Below are 16,325 nucleotides of genomic sequence, written 5' to 3' on the forward strand. Positions count from 1 at the left end.
CAGCTATGACGGTTCTAGCACCGAGGGCGCCGAGCCGCAACCGGCTATGGTGGTTCCATGGGACCGTTCCCCGATTTCCGCCTCGGCAGTGTGCTCGCGACGAGCTTCACCGCGACGCTCACGGAACGCGCCGGCGAGCCGGTCGAACGGATCCCGACCCCGCAGCGCCTCGCCGACTGGTTCGACGTCGTCGGGCTGCCGGTCGGCACGTGCACCGACCACGACCTCACCCGCGCGGTGGAGCTGCGCGAGGCGATCCACCGGGCGGCGACGGCCACCGCCGACGGCGACCCCCTCTCCCCGCGGACGGTCCGGATCATCAACGCGCACAGTGCGCGGGGGCGCGCCTCCCCCGCGCTGACCCCGCAGCGCGAGCACCGGTGGCGGCTCTCGCGCGGCGCCGAGGTCGACGACGCCCTCGGCGTGATCGCCGCCGATGCCATCGCGATCCTCAGCGGCGAGCGGGACGGACGATGGGCGCTGTGCGCCTCGCCCACCTGCCGGGCCGCCTTCTTCGACACGAGCAGGAGCCGCAGCCGCCGCTGGTGCGAGATGAACACCTGCGGCAACAAGGAGAAGAAGGCCCGCTTCACCGCCGCCCACGGCGGATCCGCGCGACAATGATCGACACCGTTGTTTCCGCGAACGATCGAGGAGCCCCATGACCGCACCCAGGATCCTGATCGCCGGCGCGAGCATCGCCGGCCCCGCGCTCGCGCACTGGCTCGCGCGCAACGGAGCCGAGGTCACCGTCGTCGAACGGGCTCCCGGCCTCCGCCCGGGCGGGCAGGCGGTCGACGCCCGCGGGGTGGCCCGGGAGGTGATCCGCCGGATGGGGCTCGACGGGGCCGTCCGCGCGGCCCGGACCGCGACCGCGGGCGCGCGTTTCGTCGACGAGGACGGCACCGTCCTGCAGACCTTCAGCGCGGAGGACGACGGCGGCGACGGCTTCATCGCCGACATCGAGATCCTCCGCGGCGACCTCTCCGAGGTGCTCTACGAGGCCACCCGCGACCGGGTGACGTACCTGTTCGGTGACCGGGTGGTCGCGCTCACCCAGGACGACGACGGTGTCGACGTCACCCTCGCGGGCGGCGGAACCCGACGGTTCGACCTGGTCGTCGGCGCCGACGGCCTGCACTCGTCCGTGCGGGCCCTCGCCTTCGGGCCGCACGAGCGGTACGTGCGCCACCTCGGGCACGCGATGGCCTTCTACACGGTGCCCAACGAGTTCGGCCTCGACCGCTGGTTGCTCGACTGCGTGGTCCCGGGCCGATCGGCGGGTCTGCGCCCGATCCGGGACGCCGCGCTGGGCATGGCGCTGTTCTCCTTCGCCGCCACCGAGGCGGAACTCGCGAACCGCGAGCCCGATGTTCAGAAGGCTCTGCTCCGCGCGAAGATGGCGGGGCTCGGGTGGCTCACCCCGCGGATCCTCGCTCATGCCGACGCCGCCGACGACTTCTACCTCGACGCGGTCGCGCAGGTCGTCATGGACAGGTGGTCCACGGGGCGCGTCGCCCTCCTCGGCGACGCCGCGTTCTGTTCCTCGCCGATGTCCGGGCAGGGCACGAGCCTCGCGCTGGTCGGCGCCTACGTGCTCGCCGGCGAACTCGCCGCGGCGGACTGGCGACCGGCTCCCGCCCTCGCCGCCTACGAACGCCTCCTCCGCCCGATGGTGGAGGCGAACCAGCAGGTCGCGCAGTGGAACGCGGCCAGCCGCACCGTACCCGCCCCCGGCGCACCGCCGGCGACCTCGCCCGAGGAGTGGGACATGGCCGTCATCGAGCGCGCGATCAACGGCATCGACCTGCCCGACTACCCCGGAGGTGACTCGACGTGAACCGCGACGGAAACGACGCCGACGAGCCCGTCGACGCGGTCAGCGCGCGCGAACGCCTGCGCTCCGGCACCGTCGAGACTCCCGCGCCGGACAACCGGCGCACCCGTCGCGCCGCGGCGATCCTGTTCCTCCTCGCCTTCATCGGCGTGCCCTCGGTCGGCTACGCGTTCGTGGGGCGCGACGACGGAACGAGCCTCGCCGTCGGCCTCATCCTCCTGGCCTTCGTCCTCGTGCTCGGCTACCTCATGGTGAAGACGATCCTCCGGCGGTGACACCCGGGTCACAGCGCGGAGCCCACGGATCGTGGACAATGGACGGTCTGATTCATCGCTGCCGTTCACGAGGAGTCCAGTGACCACCGACGCCGTCGATCCCCTGCTCGCCGAGGAGCAGGCCCACCTCGATCGCGTGTACGCCCGGATCGACTCCATGCGCGACACCGCCAACCGTCGCCGGACGGACAACCTGCAGGAGGTCGGCGAGAACCCGCAGGAGATCTCCGAGCGGGACTCCTATCACCAGCTGTACACCGACGACATCGCCAAGTACGACGCCGCCGAGCAGAACCTGTATTTCGGCCGCCTTGACATGGCCGACGCCGACGCGGGCTCGTCCGACGCGGTCCGCCGGATCGGCCGGATCGGCGTCCTCGATGACGACGAGGACCTGAGCACCCTCCTGCTCGACTGGCGCGCGCCGCTCGCCCGCCCGTTCTACCTGGCCACGCCCGCGCAGCCGGAGGGGGTCGCGGTGCGCCGCCACGTCCGCACGCGGGGCCGGGACCTCACGGGGGTGGTCGCGGAGCGCCTCACCCTCACCGGCGAGGGGGGCGACGATGCCGACGCCGGGCAGGGACTGGGGTCCAACGTCGCCGGCGAGTCGGCGCTGGTGGACGCACTGAATCGCGCGCGCACCGGGCACATGGCCGACATCGTGGAGACCATCCAGCGCGAGCAGGACGCGATCATCCGGTCCGAGCACCGCGGCGTGCTCGTGGTGCAGGGCGGGCCGGGCACCGGCAAGACGGCCGTCGCGCTGCACCGCGCCGCCTACCTCCTCTACACGTACCGGCAGAACCTCTCGCGCACCGGCGTGCTCATCGTCGGGCCCAACGAGACCTTCCTCACCTACATCAGCCAGGTGCTCCCCAGCCTCGGCGAGACCGGCGTGCTGCTCAGCACCATCGGCGACCTGTTCCCCGGCGTCGTCGCGACCCTCGAGGACACCGCCGCAGCAGCGCGGCTCAAGGGCTCGACCGCCATGGCCGAGGTCATGAAGCAGGCGGTCCGGGGCTGGCAGACGGTGCCGGACGAGCCGATCGTGCTGAAGTTCGACGGCTACCCGCTCACGATCGACAAGAAGCTCGCCACCCGTGCCCGCGGGCGCGCCCGCTCGTCGCGGCGGCCGCACAACACCGCCCGCGCGATCTTCCGGCAGTCCGCGCTCGACGCCCTGGCCGCCCAGCACGCGGCGACGATCGGCTCGTCGGTCGTGGACAACACGATGCTGCTCTCCCGCACCGACATCTCCGACATCCGCGACGAGTTGGCGCAGGACCGCGAGGTGCTGGGTGCGCTCGATCAGCTGTGGCCGGCGCTGACCCCGCAGCGCGTGCTCACGGAGCTGCTGCGCGACGAGGACCGCCTGGCCGAGGCGGCCCCCGACCTCACGGACGGCGAGCGCGCCGAGCTCCGCCGGGACGCCACGACGGGCGCGGACGGCAAACCCGCCTTCTCCCCCGCCGACGCCCCGCTGCTCGACGAGATCGCCGAGTTCCTGGGCGACGACGACGCGGACGCCGACGAAGCGGAGCGCCTCTGGCGGCAGCGGCTCGAGGAGGCGCAGGAGGCGCTCGACATCCTGACCGGTTCGGCGCCACAGGATCTGGACGACGAGTTCGACGCCGAGATCCTCATGGCCTACGACCTGATCGACGCGGAGCAGCTCGCGCAGCGGCAGACGGTGCGCGAGTTCAACTCGACCGCCGACCGTGCCCGCGACGACCGCACGTGGACCTTCGGTCATGTCATCGTCGATGAGGCGCAGGAGCTTTCGGCGATGGCCTGGCGAATGCTCATGCGCCGCAGCCCGAACCGGTGGATGACACTGGTCGGCGACACCGCGCAGACCGGCGACGCCGCGGGGATGACCAGCTGGGGCGAGGCGCTCGACCCGTACGTGCCCGGGCGGTTCACGGTGTCCGAGCTGACGGTGAACTACCGCACGCCCAAGGAGGTCATGGATCTCGCGGCGGACGTGCTGGCGGAGATCGATCCGACGCTCTCGCCACCGGCGTCCGTCCGGGCGGGCGCGGAGCCGCCACGCCTGGTCCGGTTCGACGGGGCCCGGCCGCTAGCCGAGGCGGTGCGCGACGTGCTGCCGCGCGACGACGACCGGCTGACGGCCGTGCTGGCCCCCTCGGGCCTGTTGGCCCCGCTGCGGCGCCTGACGTCGCCGACCGTGCGGGTGATGAGCGTCCACGACGCCAAGGGCCTCGAGTTCGACCATGTGATCGTGGTGGAACCGGGGCTGATCGTCGGCGAGCCCGCCGAGGTGGAGTTCGACCGGGGCCTGCGGGACCTGTACGTGGCCCTGACGCGAGCGACCCAGACGTTGACCGTGGTCACGTCCGGGTCGCTGCCGCGCGCTGTGCGCGCTCTGGAGGCCTGACGGCCTCCGCGTGTTCGGTGCCTGAACTACGTGGTGTGGACGATGAGGATGTCCACGGAGGTCTTGCGGGCGGCGTCCGAGGGCACCGAGCCCAGCAGACGACCGGTCAGGGAGTTCATCCCCTTGTTGCCCACGACCAGGAGGGCCGGCTCGGGGAGCGACTTGACCAGGTCCAGCAGCGCGTCGACGGGCTGACCCTTGATGGCCCGCTTCTCGACGTTGGTGGCGCCGGCCTGGACGGCGCGCCCCTCGGCGGTGCGCAGCATGTCGTTGACGGGGTTGGCACCCTGCAGCTGGTACGCGTCGGCACCCAGGATGTCGGCGGCCGCCGGATCGGCGCCCTCGCTCGGCAGGAAGGCGCAGGCGATCACGAGCTTCGCGTCGCCGGTCAGTGCCGCGGCGCGCTCCACGGCGCGCAGCNACGACTCCGAGCCGTCGGTGCCGACGACGATCGTGCTGTAGCCACTCATCGAGTCTCCTCTTTCTCTACGTTTCTCCAGCGGAGGTCTGCATGGGAATGCCCTAGCATTACTTCTCCGACACAATAGCCCCATCCTTCCCGGGAACAGGCAGTTTGCGGCGGGGAACACACCGGATCAGGCGGAGTCCTGCGATTTGCACGTCATTGCAAACCGGCGGCGTCCATTCCGCGGAGCTCTTTCTTCAGGTCCGCGATCTCGTCGCGGATACGCCCCGCGAGCTCGAATTGGAGTTCGCGCGCGGCGTTCATCATCTGGTCGGTGAGTTCGGAGATCAGGTCCGCGAGCTCGGCCCGCGGCATCGACTTCACGTCCTCGCCCTCGTACATGCCGGCACTCACGGCGGACGCGGACCGCAGTTCGCCCTGGGCGCGGCGCCCGCGGGTGGCGTTGCGGCCGGAGCCGCCGATCGCCTGCTCGGTGTCGTCCGCCTCCGTGTACACCTGGTCGAGGATGTCGGCGATCTTCTTGCGCAGCGGCTTGGGATCGACGCCCATCTTCGTGTTGTACGCGATCTGCTTCTCGCGGCGGCGTTCGGTCTCCTCGATCGCCACCCGCATCGACTCGGTCACCTTGTCGGCGTACATGTGCACCTCGCCGGAGACGTTGCGGGCCGCACGACCGATCGTCTGGATGAGGGAGGTGGTGGAGCGGAGGAAGCCCTCCTTGTCGGCGTCGAGGATCGCCACCAGCGAGACCTCCGGCAGGTCGAGTCCCTCGCGGAGCAGGTTGATGCCCACCAGCACGTCGTACTCGCCGAGCCGAAGCTGCCGCAGCAGCTCGACCCGGCGCAACGTGTCGATATCGCTGTGCAGGTAGCGGACCCGGATCCCCGCGTCCAGCAGGTAGTCGGTGAGGTCCTCCGCCATCTTCTTGGTGAGCGTGGTGACGAGCACGCGCTCGTCGCGCTCGGTGCGGTCGCGGATCTCGTGGATCAGGTCGTCGATCTGCCCCTTGGTGGGCTTGATCACCACCTGCGGGTCGACCAGACCGGTGGGGCGGATCACCTGCTCGACGAACTCGCCGCCCGTCTGCCCCAGCTCGTACTGGCCCGGCGTCGCGGAGAGGTACACGGTCTGTCCGATGCGCGCGGCGAACTCCTCCCAGGTGAGCGGGCGATTGTCGACCGCCGACGGGAGCCGGAAACCGAAGTCCACGAGGTTGCGCTTCCGCGACGCGTCGCCCTCGAACATCGCGCCGATCTGCGGGACGGTCACATGCGACTCGTCGATCACCAGGAGGAAGTCCTCCGGGAAGTAGTCGATGAGGGTGGCCGGCGCGGAACCCGCCTCGCGGCCGTCGATGTGCCGGCTGTAGTTCTCGATGCCGGAGCAGAACCCGACCTGCCGCATCATCTCCACGTCGTACTGCGTGCGCATCCGCAGCCGCTGGGCCTCGAGCAGCTTCCCCTGCCGCTCGAACTCCGCCAGCCGCTCCTCCAGCTCGGCCTCGATCCCCTCGATGGCGCGGGCCATCCGCTCGGGGCCCGCGACGTAGTGCGTCGCCGGGAAGATGCGCAGGTCCTCGACCTGCCGCACGATGTCGCCGGTGAGCGGATGCAGGTAGTACAGGGCCTCGATCTCATCGCCGAAGAACTCGATCCGGATCGCGAGCTCCTCGTACGACGGGATGATCTCCACCGTGTCGCCGCGGACCCGGAACGAGCCGCGGGTGAACGCCGTGTCGTTGCGCGAGTACTGGACGTCGACCAGGAGCCGCAGCAGCGCGTCCCGATCGACCTCCATCCCCACCTCGAGCTGCACGGACCGGTCGAGGTAGCTCTGCGGCGTGCCGAGACCGTAGATGCAGGAGACGGAGGCCACCACCACGACGTCCCGCCGGGACAGCAGCGACGAGGTGGCGGAGTGCCGCAGCCGCTCCACGTCGTCGTTGATCGAGGAGTCCTTCTCGATGTACGTATCGGACTGCGCGATGTACGCCTCGGGCTGGTAGTAGTCGTAGTACGAGACGAAGTACTCGACGGCGTTGTGCGGCAACATCGCCCGCAGCTCGTTGGCCAGCTGCGCGGCGAGCGTCTTGTTCGGCGCCATGATGAGCGTGGGGCGCTGGACCTTCTCGATCAGCCAGGCCGTGGTGGCCGACTTGCCGGTTCCGGTGGCACCCAGCAGCACCACGTCCCGCTCCCCCGCGCGCAGCCTGCGCTCGAGGTCCGCGATCGCCGTGGGCTGATCGCCCGCCGGCTCGTACTCGCTGACCACCGTGAACTCCGCCGGGGCCCGCTCGATCTCCCCGATGGGCCGGTGCTCGGAGTGCGCCACCACCGGTTGTTCTGCCGCGAATGCCATGCGTCCAGGGTAGGCCGCCCCACCGACAAGTTTCCGGCGAGCGCCGCCGACGCCTCAGTCCTTGCGCGCGACGATCACGTCCCGCGTGATCGCCCGGTCCACGCGGTGCCGCAGATCGTCGTACCCGGGCCCGTCGAGCACCGTCAGACCCGCCGACTCCAGGCGCTCCGCGACCCGGCCCCGGGGCGCGACGCGCGTGTTCCACGCCAGGCCCATCGCGCCGCCGGCGCGCAGTCGGGTCGCCCACCCGGGCAGAGCGGCGTCCAGCAGGTCGAGCGGGTCGCGCACCAGTCCGCGCGGTCCGCGACTGCCGTGCTGTACGCCGTAGGGCAGGTCGCCGACCACCACGTCGACGGTGCCGGGCTTGACCAGCTGGGAGGTCACCAGGGTGTCCGCGGCGTAGCAGGTGAGCGTCTGCTTCCTCCCCGCCAGGTAGTCGGCCTTCTCGGCGGCGAAGGCGGCCTCGTACTTCTTCGCGATCACCGACTTCTCGCGCCGGACCGGCGTGGTCGCGGCGGCGTGCTTGAACCGGTGGTCCTTGAGCCAGGTGGTGAAGAAGGAGCTGTAGAGCTCGATGTCCTTGGTGTCGACGTCGATGCCCACCGCGTCGAGCCCGTACATCACGGCCTGGCTCAGCGTGGTGCCGCGGCCGCACACCGGGTCCAGCACGCGCAGCGACCCGTCGAGCAGGCCGTCGGGTCGCGCGGTCGACGCCGCCGTCACGTTCAGCACGAGCCGCGTGAACTGTTCGTTCGTCTTGCCCTGGTACTTCAGGATGGTGAGCAGGTCGGACGGGTACCTCTCGGGCGAGGGCACGGCGACGGGCCGCAGCAGCTCGCCGTCGATCGCGAACAGCGCGTAGAACGCGGAGGCCAGGCCGAGGAAGCCGAGGTCGCGCTCAGTCAGCGCGTCGGCCTCGAAGGAGAGGTACTCCACGCCGGCGACGGTCGTGGTCTCGACGGGGCCGACCCGACCGGCGAGCGCGCCGCGGCTGAGCACGGTCAGCTCGGCGCGCACCATCGACGCCGCGGCCTCGGCGTACACGCGGTTGGCGGCGGGGGCGGGAAGGAGCAGGTACTGGGGCACGGCAGAGATCGTACGTGGGGCGTCCGGACCGAACGCCCCACCTGGTCCCGGTGTCGCCGCCACCCGGGAATCCGCACGAGGCGTCGTATCGTGGACGAATGGACGCGGACGTGACCTTCGAGCTGACCGTCGACGGGGCGGCGGCGATCGGCGCGGTGGGCGCCGGCTGGCTGGATCTGACGGTGCTCGACGCGGCGGAGGACGCCGTACCCGCACTCCTCGACGCGGCGCGGGGGCGGGCCACCGGCCTTGACGGGATCCTGGTCCGCACCCATGACGAAGCCCTCGGTGCGCTACTGCGCCGCCACGGGTTCCGCCCCACCGGAGCCGTCGCGGGTCGCCCGCGTGGGCGCACCGAGGTGACGCTGGTGCTGCGGCTCGCCGCCGACGCCGCGGTCGACGACGGGGCGATCCATCCGCCCAAGCGGGAGGTCTTCGACCCGCCGGCGATGACGAACACCGACCCCAAGGGTTTCGTCCGCGAAGTCGAGGAGTTCCGGGAGACGCCCTTCGGGCTGTACTTCTACCGGCACGCGGACCACCCGCGATTCGCCGCCGTCGAATCCTGGCTGCTCCCGGCGTTCGACCTGCGCGCGACCGTCTTCCACTTCACCCCCGGCCACGAGCAGGATCAGCGCGTGTACCTCGACGTCGCGCGGGTGTGGCGCGACGAGAACCTCTGGCACACCGAGGACTGGTACCTCGATCTGGTGGAGCGCCCGGGGCGCCCCATCGAGCTGATCGACGTCGACGAACTGCTCGCCGCAGCGGCGGCGGATCTGCTCAGCGGGGAGGACTGCGAGCGCGCTGTGCACGCGGCCGTCCGGGCCGTCGCGGGCACCGCCGCGCACGGTCACAGCGTGGACGCCTGGCTCGCCGCGGAGGGCGCGCCGATCAGCTGGCGCTGACCACTACCGTTCCCGCAGGCCGGGGATCCTCGATTCCAGCCCGTCGAGCAGCACCTCCAGGCCCAGCTCGAAGCCCGCATCGGGATCCCCGGGCCCGCTGTAGTGCTCGCCGACGGCGGTGCCGACCCGCCCCGCGAGCGGATACCTCCCGGGCGGCATGACCGCCGCCAGTTCCGGCCCCACGACCTCCCACCACTGCGCGTCGGTCATCGGCCGCGACGCCGCACCGCGTGCCCCGGAGCTTCGGGCCGCGCCCGCGGCGAAGCTCTCGAGCAGCACGATCAGCCAGTCGCGTTCGAGGTCGCTGATCGGCAGGTCCTCCAGGAGCGCGAGCTGCGCCTCGTACTGCGCGATCCTCCCCGGCCCCAGCACGTCGCGCCAGGACGGTGCGTCCAGCAGCCAGGTGTGCGCGAGATACTCGTCGCGCCGCGCGCGCACCAGGGCGGCGAGGGACTCGCGCAGAGTGCGCGCGCGTTCGGCGGGTGCCTGCGCCGCCGCGATGGCGTCGACCATGAGCGCCACGAGGACGTCCCGCGTCGGCACGTAGGTGTACACGCTCATCGGCCCCACGCCGAGGCGCGCGGCGAGGGCGCGCATGGTGACGGCGGGCAGGCCCTCCGCGTCGGCGAGATCGATGGCCGAGTTCACCACCTCGTCGACGGTGAGCCGCTGCTTCGGCCCCTTCCGCCCCCGCGTGGGCTCGCCGGCCTCGGCCCTCCACAGCAGCCTGACCAGCGCGCGGCCCTCGTCCTCGGGATCCATGGACACCTTTCTCCGTACTGTGTACACTGTTCCAGTACTCCGTACAACGTACTCTATTCGACTCTCCGCGAAGGACGCACCCTGAGCCTCGAAGTCACCTACCTCCCGGACCTCCACCAGTTCGCCCTCTGGTCCTCCCATCACCTCGACGACCCCGCCCGCGCCACTGCCCTGCCCCTCGTCGTCCCCGTCGACGGTGCGCTCGCCGTCACGGACGTGCGCTGCGACCTCGTCGACGTCACGGCGCTGCCCGGCGCCGCCCGGCCCTCGGCATCGCTCGCCGCCTGGAGCGCGCGCGGGAGGGGCGACGACGCACCGCTGCCGATCGCGGCCCACGCCGAGCCGGACCCGACGGGGACCGCCGTCACCTCCGCCGCCTACGCGGCCACCGCCTACGCCCACACCCTCGCGACGGCCGCCTCGCTCGAGGCCACCATCGATGCGAAGCCGCGCCCGTACCAGGCCGCGGGCGTCGCCTGGCTGCTCCGCACCCTGCACGATCACGGCGGTGCGCTGCTCGCCGACGAGATGGGCCTCGGCAAGACGCTGCAGGCGATCGCGGCGCTCACCCGGCTCGGGTCCGGGCCGTACCTCGTGGTGTGCCCCACGAGCCTCGCCACCAACTGGCGGCGGGAGATCGCGCGGTTCGCCCCCGGCCTCCAGGACGACGTCACGGTCGTCTCCTACGCCCGGCTCCGCCTCTCGGCCGCCGAGCTCGCAGCCACCCGGTGGACCGCCGTCGTCTTCGACGAGGCGCACACCCTGAAGAACCCGCGGACCCAGGTCTCGCGCGCCGCGCGGGAACTGGATGCCGAGTTCCGCATCGCCCTCACAGGCACGCCGATCGAGAACTCCCTCGACGACCTGTGGGCGATCCTCCGGGTGGTCGCCCCGCGGATGTTCCCGGTCAAGGCGGTCTTCCGTCGCCGATTCACCCGCGCTGTGGAGTCCGGGGACGACGGCGCCCTGCGACGCCTGCGCGCCGCTGTCGCGCCGGTGATGCTGGCGCGCACCAAGGACCGGGCCGCCGGCGCGCTCCCGCCGAAGATCGACAACCCGGTGCTGTGCGACCTCAGCGACGAGCAGGCGCGCCGCTACGACGCGTGTCTCGCCCGCGCCGCGGACGACGGCTTCGGCAGCGGGCTGGAGCGGCACGGCCGCCTGCTCGCGGTGCTCACCGCGCTCAAGCAGATCTGCAACCACCCCGGCCTGGTCGACGGTGCCGCCCCGGCGCCGGAGCGCGGCCGGTCGGGCAAGCTGGACGTGGCGATGGAGATCCTCGAGGCGAACGTCGCGGCGCACCGCCCGACCCTCGTCTTCACGCAGTACCGGGAGACGGGCGAGCTGCTGGCCGCGGCCGCATCCACGCTGGTGGGCGAGGCCGTGCCGTTCTTCCACGGCGGGATGCCGGTCGCCCAGCGGTCCGCGATCGCCGACGCCTTCCAGGCCGGCACCGGCCCGGGGATCCTCGTGATGAGCCTCAAGGCCGGCGGCACCGGCCTCACCCTCACCCGGGCGAGCGAGGTACTCCACTACGACCGCTGGTGGAACCCCGCGGTGGAGGCGCAGGCCACCGACCGGGCGCACCGCATCGGCCAGGACCGGCCGGTCACCGTCACCACGCTGACGACGGCGACCACGATCGAGGAGCACATCGACGAGATGCACCGGCGCAAGGCCCTTCTCGGCGTGCACGCCGACGACGGGTCCATCGTGACCGAACTCGCCGCGCTCGACGACGAGCGCCTGATGGACGTGCTGCGCCGGAACCGGGAGAACTGAGATGGCCACGAACCCCTTCGGATTCACCACGTGGGGCGCCGACCTCGTCCGCATCGCGGAGCCGATCTCGGCGCGCACCCCGAACACGCACGCGCCCCGCGCCCGGATGCTCGCCCGCAACGGCGGCGTCACGCTCACGTTCGACGGCGGCCGCGTCACGGCGCTCGTGCACAGCGGCGCGAGCGCCTCGGTCGCGCACCTCGAATTCGCCGCGATGGCACCGGCGGTCGCGGCGGCGCTGCGCGAGGAACTGGGGTCCCGCACCGAACCCGACGATGCGATCCACGCTGCGCTCGTCGCCCGCGGGCTGCGGCCCGCACCGGTCCTCGACGCCGCCGACTGCTCGTGCACGGCCCGCAGCACCATGTGCGTGCACGTGCTCGCCGCGGCGTACGCCCTGGCGACGCTCGTCGACCACGAGCCCGTGACCGCACTGACGATCCAGACCTACGGCGCGGCGCCGGCCGCGGACGAGACGGACGACGCCCGGCCGGCTCCGCGCTGGACGCCGCTGGCCGCGCTGCACGCGCGGGACTACTACGCGGCGCCGGCCCCTGGCTGAGTCCGGACCCGCACCGAGACCGCGCGCCCCGGGTCGGAGCTCGCGAACTCGCCCGCGCCGGCTCCATTCGACCCGCTCGCTCCGCTCCCGGCGCCGGTCGGCGCGAAGCCCGCGTCCGCGAGCCGGTCCGCGACCGCCTCGACGGTCACGCCGTCGGCGAGCACGACGACGGCCTCGGCACCGTCGGCCGTGACGGACGCGGCGTCGGCGCCGAGAGTGACCCACAGCCGCCCGACGAGCCGCTCGTCGTACGCCGCGTCCTCGACACGGGGGGCGCCGGTCGCCGGACGGTGCGCGGCGACGTTCGCGGCGAACGGGGCGATGCGCTCCGTCCAGAGCGCGCGGACGGCGGCGCGGGTGGCGTCCTCCGTGCCGGTGTTCTCGAGCCAGACGTCGGCGACGGCGCGGCGCTGCTCGTCGGTGGCCTGCGCGGCGATGCGGGCGCGGGCGTCGTCCTCGGCCATGCCGCGCGAGCCCACGAGCCGGCGGACCCGCTCCTCGGCGTCGACCCAGACGATGATCACGAGGTGGAACATCGGCGCCACCTTGTTCTCCACGAGGAGCGGGATGTCCTGCACGATCACGGCGTCCGGGCCGGCCGCCTCGATCAGCTCGGCCGACCGCGCGCCCACGAGCGGGTGCGTGATCGCGTTGAGCTTCGCGCGGGACTCGTCGTCGGAGAAGGCGATCGCCGCGAGAGCGGGCCGGTCGAGGCTGCCGTCCTCGGCGAGGATCTCGTTCCCGAAGGCCTCGACGAGCGCGGCCAGCCCGGGCGTACCGGGCTCGACCACCTCGCGGGCGATTTTGTCGCCGTCCACGATCACGGCGCCGAGGGCGGCGAGTTCCTTCGCCACCGTCGACTTGCCCGCGCCGATGCCGCCTGTGAGCCCGATCCGCAACATGCCCTCAGACTAGTGAGTCGCGCCGACCCCGGTGACGCCAGACACCTCGTCGGGGGTGTGCTCCAGGGTCCCGCGGCGCAGTTCCTTGCCCGAGGGGATGTCGATCGCGACGATCGCCTTGGTGGTGGGCTCCGTGACGAACGCGGTGGACCCCATCGTGAACACGGCGGGGCGCGGTTCCTGCCAGTTCGCGTCCTCGGTCCAGGGTGCGGTGGCCTTCACCTCCCGCACGACGGCCCCGGTCTCGGGGTCGAGGATGCGGAGTACGCCGTCGGTGCCGAGCACGAGCGCCTCGCCGAACTGGCCGCGCGCGAGCGAGCGGAAGCTGTACGAGGCGGGCAGGTCGACGAGTTTCACGGCGCCGGTGCGGGTGTCGATGAGGCTGACCCGGGTGGGACGCTCGGGCTTGGCGGCCTTGTCCACCTTGTAGTCGCCCAGCACCACGGCGTGCGCCTCGGTGGCGGCGACGTTGCCCGTGCGCGCGTACCCGGGCGTCGGCGCCGTGGTCTTGACGATCTCGTTGCCGCGCACGACGAGCACGCCGTCCTCGCAGCCGAAGAGCACGACGCCGCCCTCGGCGGCGCCCTCGCCGTGCACGCCCGGGCACTGCTCGTTGCGGGCGATCTCCTTCCGGTCCTTGTCGAGGATCGCGACGCCGGTGCGGGTCTTCTCGTCGCCGAGGGTGATGAGCATCGAGCCGTCCGCCCGCTCGACGGCGACGCCGTGGTGCGGCTTCGGCGCGGTGTACGTCGTACGCGGCGCGTTCGGGTCGCCGACCCGGTCCGAGGCGAACGACGTGACGGCGCCGGTGCCGTCGGAGAAGAGCACGGTGCGGCCGTCGTGCCGGACCACGTGGCCGGGCTCGGGCGCGTCGATCCGGATATCGGTCCGACGGGGCGCCGCGGTGTAGAAGTGCTGGTGATCGCCGTGGGGCGCGGACCAGGATCCGAGGTCCAGGAGGCGGAAGCCGTCACCCTCGGAGAGGAAGGCGTGCCGGCCGTCGCCCGCGGGGTTCACGCGCAGGTAGCCCTCGCCCGGGAAGTCGGCGACGCGCTCGAACGTGGCGGCGTCGAGGATCTGCACCCCGCCCTCGTAGGTGACGGCGAGGCGCGGTGCGGCACGGCGCTGTTCGGTCGCGCCGCCGGGAGCGTCGGCGTCCGGGCCGGACGCGCTGGTCGACGACGGTGCCGGGTCCGACTGGGAGGAGCCGCATCCGGCGGCCACCAGGGCGGCGGCGAGGAGGGGCGCGGCGAGGTACAGGTGCTTGGGCATGACGACAGGTGTAATCGCTGATGAAAATCATTGTCAAAGATCACCATGGCGATACGTGCATGGACTCCGCGGTGGTCTGGGAGGATGGAGACGTGCCCCTCGTCGCCGGAATCGATTCGTCCACCCAGTCCTGCAAAGTCGTGGTGTGCGATGCGGATTCGGGCGAGGTCGTGCGGTCCGGATCGGCTCCGCACCCGCCCGGGACCGAGGTCGCGCCCGCCGCATGGCTCGAGGCGTTCACCGTGGCCGCGCGGAACGCGGGCGCGCTCGACGACGTGAGAGCCGCCTCGGTGGGGGCGCAGCAGCACGGGATGGTGTGCCTCGATCGGGACGGCGCCGTCGTTCGGGACGCACTGCTGTGGAACGACACCCGGTCCGCGGCCGCGGCGGATCAATTGATCGACGACCTCGGCGGCGCCGACGAGTGGGCCGACGCGGTGGGCGTCGTCCCCGTGGCCGCCGTGACCGCGGCGAAACTGCGCTGGCTCGCCGATGCGGAACCCGAACGCGCGGACGCGACCGCCGCGGTCTGCCTGCCGCACGATTGGCTGACGTGGCGGCTCGGCGGCGGCGTGCTGGACGACCTCACCACGGATCGATCCGACGCCTCCGGCACCGGCTACTTCAGCGCCGCGACCGGCGAATACCGCACGGACCTCCTTGAACTCGCGCTGCGCGGACGGCGGCCGGCGCTCCCCCGGGTGCTCGGCCCTGCGGAGTCCGTACCGGTCGTCGGCGACGCCGGCCCGCTCCGCCGGGGCACTCTGCTCGGCGCCGGAGCGGGCGACAACGCCGGCGCCGCGCTCGGGCTCGACGCCCGGCCCGGGGACTGCATCGTCTCCCTCGGGACGTCGGGCGTGGTCAGCGCAGTCACGGCGACGGCGCCCCGGGATCCCTCCGGCATCGTCGCGGGATTCGCCGATGCGACGGGGCACCACCTGCCGCTGGTCTGCACTCTGAACGGCGCCCCGGTCCTGGCGGCGACCGCACGGATGCTGGGCGCCGACCTCGGAGAGTTCGCGCGGCTCGCGCTGGCCGCACCGCCCGGCGCGGACGGCCTCGTCCTGGTGCCCTTCTTCGCCGGCGAGCGCTCCCCCAACCTGCCGAACGCCACCGGCTCGCTGCAGGGCGTGACCGGCACGAACCTCACCCGGGAGAACATCGCCCGCGCCGCCGTCGAGGGCCTGCTCTGTTCCCTGCAGTACTGCCTCGACGCGATCGCCGAGCAGGGCACGGCGATCGAGCGGATCCTGGTGGTGGGCGGCGGTGGCCGGTCGCGCGCGGTGCGCGACATCGCCCCCGCGATCTTCGGCCGCGCCGTCGACTTCCCCGCGGACGGCGAGTACGTGGCCCGCGGGGCCGCGCGCCAGGCGGCGTGGGCGCTCGGGGGCGACGACCGGGCGCCGGAGTGGCCGCGCCCCAGCGCCGAGTCCCGCACCGCCGCCGCCACCCCGGAGGTCTACGCACGGTATCGAGAGGCGGCCGCACTGGTGCTCGACCGCCCGTGAGCGGCAGGGGATCTAGCGCGCGAGGAGGTCCTGCAGCACGGCGCGCGCACCCGATGCGCGCAACGCGGTCAGCGCCGCCAGGTAGGGCTCGGTGAATCCCGGACGGTCGGCGAGATCGCCGAACAGGTCCGGCGCCGCGACGAAGGCGAGCGGATCCGTGCGCGAGGCCAGGGCGCGCCGCGCGAGCGCGTCCGCCTCCCGGTCGGCCGGCACGATCGGGGCGCCGGCATCGTCGAATCCCTCGCAAC

The 16,325-nt window shown here is 72.5% G+C and carries 14 protein-coding genes and 2 pseudogenes; 8 read left to right on the plus strand and 8 right to left on the minus strand.

The window, feature by feature from the left end; all coding sequences use genetic code 11:
- Nucleotides 1-57 precede the first annotated feature (57 nt).
- The 4 genes from ACNAYW_RS09630 (at nt 58) to ACNAYW_RS09645 (ending at nt 4,510) form a co-directional block, all read left to right on the plus strand.
- Nucleotides 58-624: a CGNR zinc finger domain-containing protein gene (locus tag ACNAYW_RS09630; RefSeq protein WP_415849482.1), complete on the plus strand. Its 567-nt coding sequence runs from the start codon at nt 58-60 to the stop codon at nt 622-624.
- Between the two features lie 37 nt (nt 625-661).
- On the plus strand, nt 662-1,840 hold the full coding sequence (locus ACNAYW_RS09635; RefSeq protein ID WP_415849483.1) for an FAD-dependent monooxygenase: 1,179 nt from the start codon (nt 662-664) through the stop codon (nt 1,838-1,840).
- Nucleotides 1,837-2,112, plus strand: coding sequence for a hypothetical protein (locus ACNAYW_RS09640; RefSeq protein ID WP_415849484.1), 276 nt, complete (start codon nt 1,837-1,839; stop codon nt 2,110-2,112). The genes ACNAYW_RS09635 and ACNAYW_RS09640 overlap by 4 nt, the downstream gene beginning before the upstream one ends.
- A 157-nt stretch (nt 2,113-2,269) precedes the next feature.
- Nucleotides 2,270-4,510 (plus strand): HelD family protein, encoded by a 2,241-nt coding sequence (locus ACNAYW_RS09645; protein WP_415849574.1) that lies wholly within the window; start codon nt 2,270-2,272, stop codon nt 4,508-4,510.
- A 26-nt stretch (nt 4,511-4,536) separates the two neighbouring features.
- Here the strand turns inward: ACNAYW_RS09645 and ACNAYW_RS09650 are convergent.
- The 4 genes and pseudogenes from ACNAYW_RS09650 to ACNAYW_RS09665 all read right to left on the minus strand — a co-directional run.
- On the minus strand, nt 4,537-4,930 hold a 394-nt coding region (locus ACNAYW_RS09650; RefSeq protein WP_415849485.1), incomplete at its 5' end, for a universal stress protein.
- Nucleotide 4,931: 1 nt separating this feature from the next.
- A pseudogene (locus ACNAYW_RS09655) lies at nt 4,932-4,980 on the minus strand (universal stress protein); the annotation flags it as partial.
- 152 nt (nt 4,981-5,132) lie between these two features.
- On the minus strand, nt 5,133-7,295 hold the full coding sequence (uvrB, locus tag ACNAYW_RS09660; RefSeq protein WP_415849486.1) for an excinuclease ABC subunit UvrB: 2,163 nt from the start codon (nt 7,293-7,295) through the stop codon (nt 5,133-5,135).
- A 54-nt stretch (nt 7,296-7,349) separates the two neighbouring features.
- The gene (locus ACNAYW_RS09665) at nt 7,350-8,381 is read right to left on the minus strand and encodes a TRM11 family SAM-dependent methyltransferase (RefSeq protein WP_415849487.1); all 1,032 of its coding nucleotides are present in this window, start codon (nt 8,379-8,381) and stop codon (nt 7,350-7,352) included.
- Between the two features lie 449 nt (nt 8,382-8,830).
- Between ACNAYW_RS09665 and ACNAYW_RS09670 the strand changes: the two genes are divergently transcribed.
- Nucleotides 8,831-9,289, plus strand: coding sequence for a DUF402 domain-containing protein (locus ACNAYW_RS09670; protein ID WP_415849575.1), 459 nt, complete (start codon nt 8,831-8,833; stop codon nt 9,287-9,289).
- A gap of 3 nt (nt 9,290-9,292) precedes the next feature.
- Here the strand turns inward: ACNAYW_RS09670 and ACNAYW_RS09675 are convergent, their stop codons facing one another.
- Entirely contained in the window at nt 9,293-10,051 is a 759-nt protein-coding gene (locus ACNAYW_RS09675) for a TetR/AcrR family transcriptional regulator (protein ID WP_415849488.1), read from the minus strand.
- A gap of 216 nt (nt 10,052-10,267) precedes the next feature.
- Here ACNAYW_RS09675 and ACNAYW_RS09680 point away from each other — a divergent pair, with 216 nt between their 5' ends.
- On the plus strand, nt 10,268-11,833 hold the full coding sequence (locus ACNAYW_RS09680; RefSeq protein ID WP_415849489.1) for a DEAD/DEAH box helicase: 1,566 nt from the start codon (nt 10,268-10,270) through the stop codon (nt 11,831-11,833).
- A gap of 1 nt (nt 11,834) precedes the next feature.
- The gene (locus tag ACNAYW_RS09685) at nt 11,835-12,395 is read left to right on the plus strand and encodes an SWIM zinc finger family protein (protein WP_415849490.1); all 561 of its coding nucleotides are present in this window, start codon (nt 11,835-11,837) and stop codon (nt 12,393-12,395) included.
- Here ACNAYW_RS09685 and coaE read toward each other — a convergent pair.
- Together coaE and aztD are read right to left on the minus strand one after the other, a co-directional pair.
- Entirely contained in the window at nt 12,371-13,297 is a 927-nt protein-coding gene (gene coaE / locus ACNAYW_RS09690) for a dephospho-CoA kinase (protein WP_415849491.1), read from the minus strand. The genes ACNAYW_RS09685 and coaE overlap by 25 nt on opposite strands.
- Nucleotides 13,298-13,306: 9 nt before the next feature.
- Nucleotides 13,307-14,569 carry a zinc metallochaperone AztD gene (gene aztD, locus ACNAYW_RS09695; RefSeq protein WP_415849492.1) on the minus strand — a complete coding sequence of 421 codons (1,263 nt, stop codon included), beginning with the start codon at nt 14,567-14,569 and terminating at the stop codon, nt 13,307-13,309.
- A 92-nt stretch (nt 14,570-14,661) separates the two neighbouring features.
- Between aztD and xylB the strand changes: the two genes are divergently transcribed.
- Complete coding sequence (gene xylB / locus ACNAYW_RS09700; RefSeq protein WP_415849493.1) at nt 14,662-16,077, plus strand: xylulokinase; 1,416 nt, start codon at nt 14,662-14,664, stop codon at nt 16,075-16,077.
- A gap of 12 nt (nt 16,078-16,089) precedes the next feature.
- On the opposite strand, the pseudogene ACNAYW_RS09705 reads toward xylB, so the two are convergent.
- Nucleotides 16,090-16,325, minus strand: a pseudogene (locus tag ACNAYW_RS09705) (mannitol dehydrogenase family protein); the annotation flags it as partial.

The organism is Tsukamurella ocularis (assembly GCF_965138335.1).
In the GTDB taxonomy this organism is placed as follows: Bacteria; Actinomycetota; Actinomycetes; order Mycobacteriales; family Mycobacteriaceae; genus Tsukamurella; species Tsukamurella ocularis_A.